This window comes from Zarconia navalis LEGE 11467, assembly GCF_015207075.1.
Classification (GTDB): Bacteria; Cyanobacteriota; Cyanobacteriia; order Cyanobacteriales; family Geitlerinemataceae; genus Zarconia; species Zarconia navalis.
In genome coordinates this window covers 1-6079 of sequence record NZ_JADEXN010000334.1, presented here as the reverse complement: position 1 = coordinate 6079, position 6079 = coordinate 1, and the positions used below count along the sequence as shown (strand labels likewise).

Annotated in this window: 4 protein-coding genes and 1 pseudogene; 4 read left to right on the top strand and 1 reads right to left on the bottom strand. The window is 49.3% G+C overall.

Annotated elements, in window-relative coordinates:
* The 4 genes and pseudogenes from IQ235_RS16225 to IQ235_RS16210 form a co-directional block, all read left to right on the top strand.
* A pseudogene (locus IQ235_RS16225) lies at nt 1–439 on the top strand (anthranilate phosphoribosyltransferase); the annotation flags it as partial.
* A gap of 121 nt (nt 440–560) precedes the next feature.
* Complete coding sequence (locus tag IQ235_RS16220) at nt 561–692, top strand: hypothetical protein (protein ID WP_264322480.1); 132 nt, start codon at nt 561–563, stop codon at nt 690–692.
* Entirely contained in the window at nt 683–1666 is a 984-nt protein-coding gene (locus IQ235_RS16215; RefSeq protein WP_264322479.1) for a tetratricopeptide repeat protein, read from the top strand. Before IQ235_RS16220 ends, IQ235_RS16215 begins: the two co-directional genes overlap by 10 nt.
* A 472-nt stretch (nt 1667–2138) precedes the next feature.
* The gene (locus tag IQ235_RS16210; RefSeq protein ID WP_264322478.1) at nt 2139–5216 is read left to right on the top strand and encodes a pentapeptide repeat-containing protein; all 3078 of its coding nucleotides are present in this window, start codon (nt 2139–2141) and stop codon (nt 5214–5216) included.
* A gap of 94 nt (nt 5217–5310) precedes the next feature.
* Here IQ235_RS16210 and IQ235_RS16205 read toward each other — a convergent pair.
* A partial coding sequence (locus tag IQ235_RS16205) for a DUF8201 family protein (protein WP_264322477.1) occupies nt 5311–6079 on the bottom strand: 769 nt, incomplete at its 5' end.

The window sequence follows — 6079 nt, the reverse complement described above, 5'->3', positions numbered from 1 at the left end:
GTACGATCCGGCCCTGCTCGAAACCATTGCTCGGGCATTAGGAGAACTGGGACTCGAAAAGGCGATCGTCCTCCACGGACGGGAAAAGCTCGACGAGGCGGGGTTAGCGGATTTGACAGATTTAGCGATTCTCTGCGATGGAAAAGTGACGCAAACGGCATTAAATCCCGAAAATTGTGGCTTATCGATCGCCCCAACAGAGGCACTGCGCGGGGGAGAAGTCGAGCGAAACGTCGAGATTTTGACCGATGTCCTCCAGGGAAAGGGAACCGAGGCGCAGCGAGATGCGGTGGCGTTGAATGCATCTCTGGCACTTCAGGTGGCGGGGGCAGTTGCCCTGGGAGAACACGAGCGAGGGGTTGCCAAAGCCCAGGATATTCTCGAAAGCGGCGCGGCATGGGAGAAGTTACAGGAGTTGGTGCGGTTTTTGCAAGGTTGATATCTGGCAATTGCGCGTCGGAAGCACGGAATTTAGAAAGGAGACGCGGTGACGCGGAGATCGGGAGGAGAATTGGCGGAAATTGGAGAAGCGGAGGAAACGGGAAAAATGGGGAATTTTAATGACTGGAGTTCAGCTCTCGATGCTTCCGAAGTCTCCCGAAGCCTCCGATGTCCTCAACAAAAGCGGAGAACGGGGACTCGATACAATAAATGACGGTAGCAGTGTCGAGTATGGTATCTCATGCATTTGAAGTTTTTTTTTCGAGGTGCGGTTCCGTTGTTCGTTACGCCGAGTTTGCTGGGATTTGGGGGTGCATCATGGTTTCTCCGTCCCTCGGTATCGGCAGAGTTAGTCTCTCAGGAGTCTGAAATTGAGGATACGGCAGATATAGGGGAGCAACTGCTAGAGCGCGGGATGGCACAACTCCAAAATGCCGACGCACAAGGCGCGATCGCATCCTTTCAACAAGCTCTCGATTTTTTTAAAGAAGAAAGCGATCGTGCGGGAGAGGGAAGAGCGCTGACTCATCTGGCAATGGCATACGAGTTCCTCAACGACTATCCCACCGCATTGGAATACCACCAAAGAGCGCTGGCGATTTCCCGTGCAATAGGCAATCGAGAATGGGAGGTGTCCGATCTCAATAGCCTCGGAGCCGTACATAATATTATGGGCAATATCGATCGAGCGCTCGACTACAGCCGCCAGAGTCTTGTCCTCGCCCGAGAAATTGGCGATCGCGCTGGGGAGGGAAATGCGTTGGGAAGTGTGGGATTTGCCTCATTTGTCTTAGGAGATTTAGTTGAAGCGATCGCCTCCTTTGAAAAGAGTCTGGCGATTGCAGAGGAACTCCAAGACGAGCAAATGACCGCAACTGCCCAAAACGGCCTCTCGATCGCCCAAGATGCCCGAACTCGCCGTCGCGACGAAGCTCAAACACTTCTGCGCAGCGGTATCGAACAGCTTCGGGAGCGGCAGGAACGAGCGGCGATCGAAGAGTCATTACAACAGGCATTGCGTTTATTTCAAGAAACGGGAGATCGGCGAGGTGTTGGCGAAGTTCTGGCATTCTTGGGTTATGCCTACCTGGGTTTGGGGGATTTACCCCAAGCCAGGACACTTTTCGAGCGCAGTTTGGCGATCGCGCTCGAAGTCAACGACTCGGAGTTAGAAGCATTCGCTCGGGAAGGACTGTCCCAAGCCACGGTCGATCGACAAGTCTGACACGGCATCATCATCTATTCTCGATGGAACTGCGACCGAGATTTGGGCGATCGAAGTTACTATTGCCAACGAACATCGATCCATCTTGAGATCGAGTTCGGAGAGTTCGTTACTTTCCCAGCTCCCCCAGCTCGCTTTACTGTGAATTATCGGTACTCAACCGAACTTGATATTACACGTTCGCTTCACAATATTACCGATCGACGATCGATTTTCAATTACAGCATCAGTGGAAAAACTCAAGGGAGATCGAACCCCAGTTGGCACGATCGAATCTTTGTGTCAAATTATAATCTAGACCTCTAAAATCGAAGCGTTCGAGGATCGTCAACTCGAAAGTGGAATCAAAAACGATCGACAAATGAGGTGTTAGTCTTGCAATCAAAGTTCGGTTTATCGAATCAAATTTGTGAAGTTATCCTCGCTCGGGCCAATTTTTAGAGAATTTAAAAACCGATTGCAAATTGCTTAAATGATTAGAAACTCCAAAATACGAGCTGTCCGAAAGCAAATTATAGATTGGAATCGACCTTTAAAATCTAGCTTTAAACTTGTTTTTAAAGCGTTAACTCAATCTGTCCTTGAGGATTCGCTCGATCGTGGAGACAATATAAAGTCCGAGCTGGTCGATGAGTCAGCAGCAGTCATTTGGCAATCCGACATCAGTCAAATTGCATGGTTACTGATTTATCGTGCCTTAATTCGCACTTTATTTTCTGTTGTAAAAGAGCGCGAAGAACTTCTCGAGCGAAAAATCGAGTTTCAGGAAATCGAAGCATTTTATCACTCATTAGATGAATCGTTAGAAGCCTTTTCTTTTCAGGTCGATTCCGATCTATTCACTCGTCCCAAAGAATTATCAATTTTAGATAAGATTCAAGAGCCGATCTGTCAATGGTTACAAATATTTGGGATTGAGGAAAGTCTCTCTCGAGGAATTGTTACCCGTTTATCCGATCGGTTTTTATTAGCATTAACAGAAGAATGGCAAGCTCGTTCTCGTGACTATACTTGCTTAAAAGAAGAAATCGATACACCATTCTCAGATGCGATCGAACGAGAACGAGGATGGCAGCGTTATCGAGGTTGGCTCCAAGAACAAGTGTACGCACCGATGTTTTTTTCCGAAATTGGTTTAAAACAAGTGTACGTTTCCCTAAGAGCTTACTACGAAATAAAAGAGCCAGAACTGACTCTAGATTGGGAGCGACAGACTCAAATCGAGCGCCGAGTCATTGACTTAGAAATAGAACTAGAAGCATGGTTGAATAAAGCCGATCCTGGAGATGCCCTGCGGGCGATCGCTGCTAAACCTGGATGTGGCAAATCTTCGTTCTGTCAATTTTTTGCGGCAAAACAAGCTCGAAAAGTCAAGTTTCCAGTTTTGCTCGTTCCGTTACATCAATTGAATCTTGAAATCGACCTAATTGAAGCCGTCGCAGCTTTTGTCCGCGATAATCAATTTTTAACAGACAATCCTCTCGATCTCGAGATGGGCGAATCTCGAACGCTAATTATCTTTGATGGATTTGACGAATTAAAAATTTCCGGACGATCCGATCTGGAAACGAAAAAAAAATTTCTCCAAGAGATCGAGCAAAAACTAGAATGGTTAAATTACCGAAGTACCCGCCTTCAAATTTTGCTCAGTGGAGCCGATTTTTCGATCTCTGGGAATCGAGGTCGTTTTCCGAGCAACGAGCAAACGTTACATCTTCTTCCCTACTTTATTCCCGCTTCCCAAAAATCCCAACCCAGTTACATCTATGTCGATCCAGACGACTTACTCAATTTAGATTTGCGCCAGATCTGGTGGGAGCGCTACAGTAAAGCCTCCGGTCGCAACGAGGATGAAATTCCCCAGGTTTTAAATCGAGGGAATTTAGTGGCGATTACAGCCAACCCTCTACTCAATTACTTCGTTGCCCTAAGTTTTACCCGAGGAAAAGTTGAATTTGGGGATAAACTCAACCTCAATTTAATTTATGCAGATTTACTAGAGGTGGTTTACGAGCGCGATTGGATAGGCGATCGTTCTTCTCCTTCCGAGCTATCGCAACCCGATTTTATCCGACTTCTCGAAGAAATTGCCCTAGCGATCTGGCATTGCAACGGTCAAATTTCCTGGTTCCAACTCCAACGCCACTGTCAAAAACGAGGTTTAGAACGACTGGTGCGGCGCGTGCGGACAGACTCGGACAGCGGCTTAACGCGATTTTTCGGGACATTCTACTTCAAGCACGATCGCGAGGGAAATTCTGTCGAACTGCTCGACGACACCACATTAGAGTTTACCCACACTAGCTTTGGAGAATACCTCGTCGCCCGACGCATCGTGCGCGAAGTGCAGCGCCTTCGGAGCAATCTAGAACGTTGCCGCAGCGATCCAGATGAAGGTTGGGACGAGCGAGAAGCCCTCAAGCACTGGGCGATGGTTTGCGGCGCAGTCCCTCTAGATCGCAATATCTTCACATTTATCGAAAACGAAATTCAGTTACAGATTTTCGATCGAGTCAGCCAATGGCAGCAAACCTTATGCGGGGCGATCGAATTTATGCTCGAGCGCGGTATGCCCATGGAACTGTTCGATCCTCGACCCTCCTACTACGAAGAAAGCCGACTGGCTCGCAATGCAGAAGAAGCACTCCTGGCTGTCTTAAATCTGTGCGCTCGCTTTACCCAAAGCATTTCCCATATTCAGTGGCCCTCCCCGGAAGTCTTCGCCGCTTGGATGTCGAGACTCAAAAGTCACAGAACGGGGTGGCATAGCGACATCCTATTGGAATGTCTCAGTTTTCTGGATTTACACAACTGCGCGCTGCCGCTCGAAAATTTGTACGAAGCCAATTTCTTCGGAGCCAATCTTACCGGCACCAACCTGCAAGAAGTCGATCTGCGCGGTGCCAATCTCCAACGGGTCGATTTGCGCGACGCCAACCTCCAACGAGCCAATTTGCAAGGGGCTAACCTACAAGGGGCTAACCTACAGCGAACCAGCCTGCAACAGGTCAATTTACTCGAAGCAAACTTGCAAGATGTCAACCTGCGCAGCGTCGATCTCCACGGGGCGAATTTGCAACAAGGTAACCTGCGCAGAACAGATCTGCGGGGAGCCGATTTACGAGAAGCGATTTTGCTCGGTGCGAATTTTCGCGGCTCGATTTTGCGAGGAGCCAACTTGCGGGGAGCCGATTTGCGAGGGGCGATTCTGCGAGGAGCCAACTTGCGAGGGGCGAATTTACAAGGAGCCAATCTACTCGGGGCGATTTTGCTCGGGGTCAATTTGCAACGGGTGAGTTTGCGGGGCGCAATTTTAGAACGAGCTGCCGTACGGGGTTCGGACTTGCAAGGGGCGAACCTTCAAGGGGCCAATCTAAAATTAGCAAACCTGCAGCGAGTCAATTTACAAGGAGCCGATTTACTCGGAGCCAATTTGCAGGGGGCTAACCTGCGCCGAGCCAATCTGACAGATACTAATTTTGAGGGGGCAAATCTAGAAGGTATCACCCTAGATGAGGGAGTAGAGATATCAGCGAACAGCCAATCGTAAGCGGTGGGAGAAGAAGGGTTGAGCTGACAAGGAAATGCTTTCCCTCCCCGTTACCTTTGACAAGCGGCACACAAGCTTGACCTTCGAGCAATGCTCAATCCGTTAATTTAAATCCCACTCCAATACCCGATGCGGGTTCGCGAAGCACGATGTCAGAATTGAGGGCATAGTGCGTGCAAGGAAGCTCGCTCGCCCAGCATTGGATCGAATCCACCGGACGGACGTACTCAATCCCGTTATTCGTATCGCGCTCGAGTTCAACCCTGGGCAAGTGGGGAGGGAGGAACAGGCGATCGCCCAGATGACGGGGGTCGCAAAGGGCGATCGCCGCGACGGCAAAGAGCGTCGGCAACAGTACCATTGTCTGAGTGGCTGTGAGATACTGACCTAATTTCAACAGGTGACGGCTGAAAAACCCTCTTGATGTCTGAGGGGATGTTTGAATCTGCGGCAATACGCATCGGGCGCTCCACAAAGAGGGAATTAGGATAAAGTATCCTAAGCCGAATCGAATTAACGGACTTTGGGTAAGAATAAATATCATGCCGGCAAATCCCAAGGCGATCGCGCAGGTGTATTCCCATCGTCGATGACGCTCCGACACGCTTAAAATTCTCCAAGTCATCGGGACGGAGAGCGCGAACAGAATTATCATCAATTGGGACTTTTTCGACTCCACAAACCACGCCCAGAAGGTCACCAGAAAATCCGGCAGCCAAGAGGAATTATCTTCGGCGTATTTCCACCAAAACCGCACTTCCTCGGCTGTCCCTTTGCTCCGTTGTTCGGTGACTCTCCAAGGCAAATCCAGACAAAACAATTCTGAAGGAAACAGCGGACATCCAGAGACGATCGTCCCGTAC

What these genes read in the sequence shown, in the direction of transcription:
- IQ235_RS16210 (WP_264322478.1), top strand. Translation starts at nt 2,139, where the DNA reads ATGATTAGAAACTCCAAAATACGAGCTGTCCGAAAGCAAATTATAGAT.
- IQ235_RS16215 (WP_264322479.1), top strand. Translation starts at nt 683, where the DNA reads ATGCATTTGAAGTTTTTTTTTCGAGGTGCGGTTCCGTTGTTCGTTACG.
- IQ235_RS16220 (WP_264322480.1), top strand. Translation starts at nt 561, where the DNA reads ATGACTGGAGTTCAGCTCTCGATGCTTCCGAAGTCTCCCGAAGCCTCC.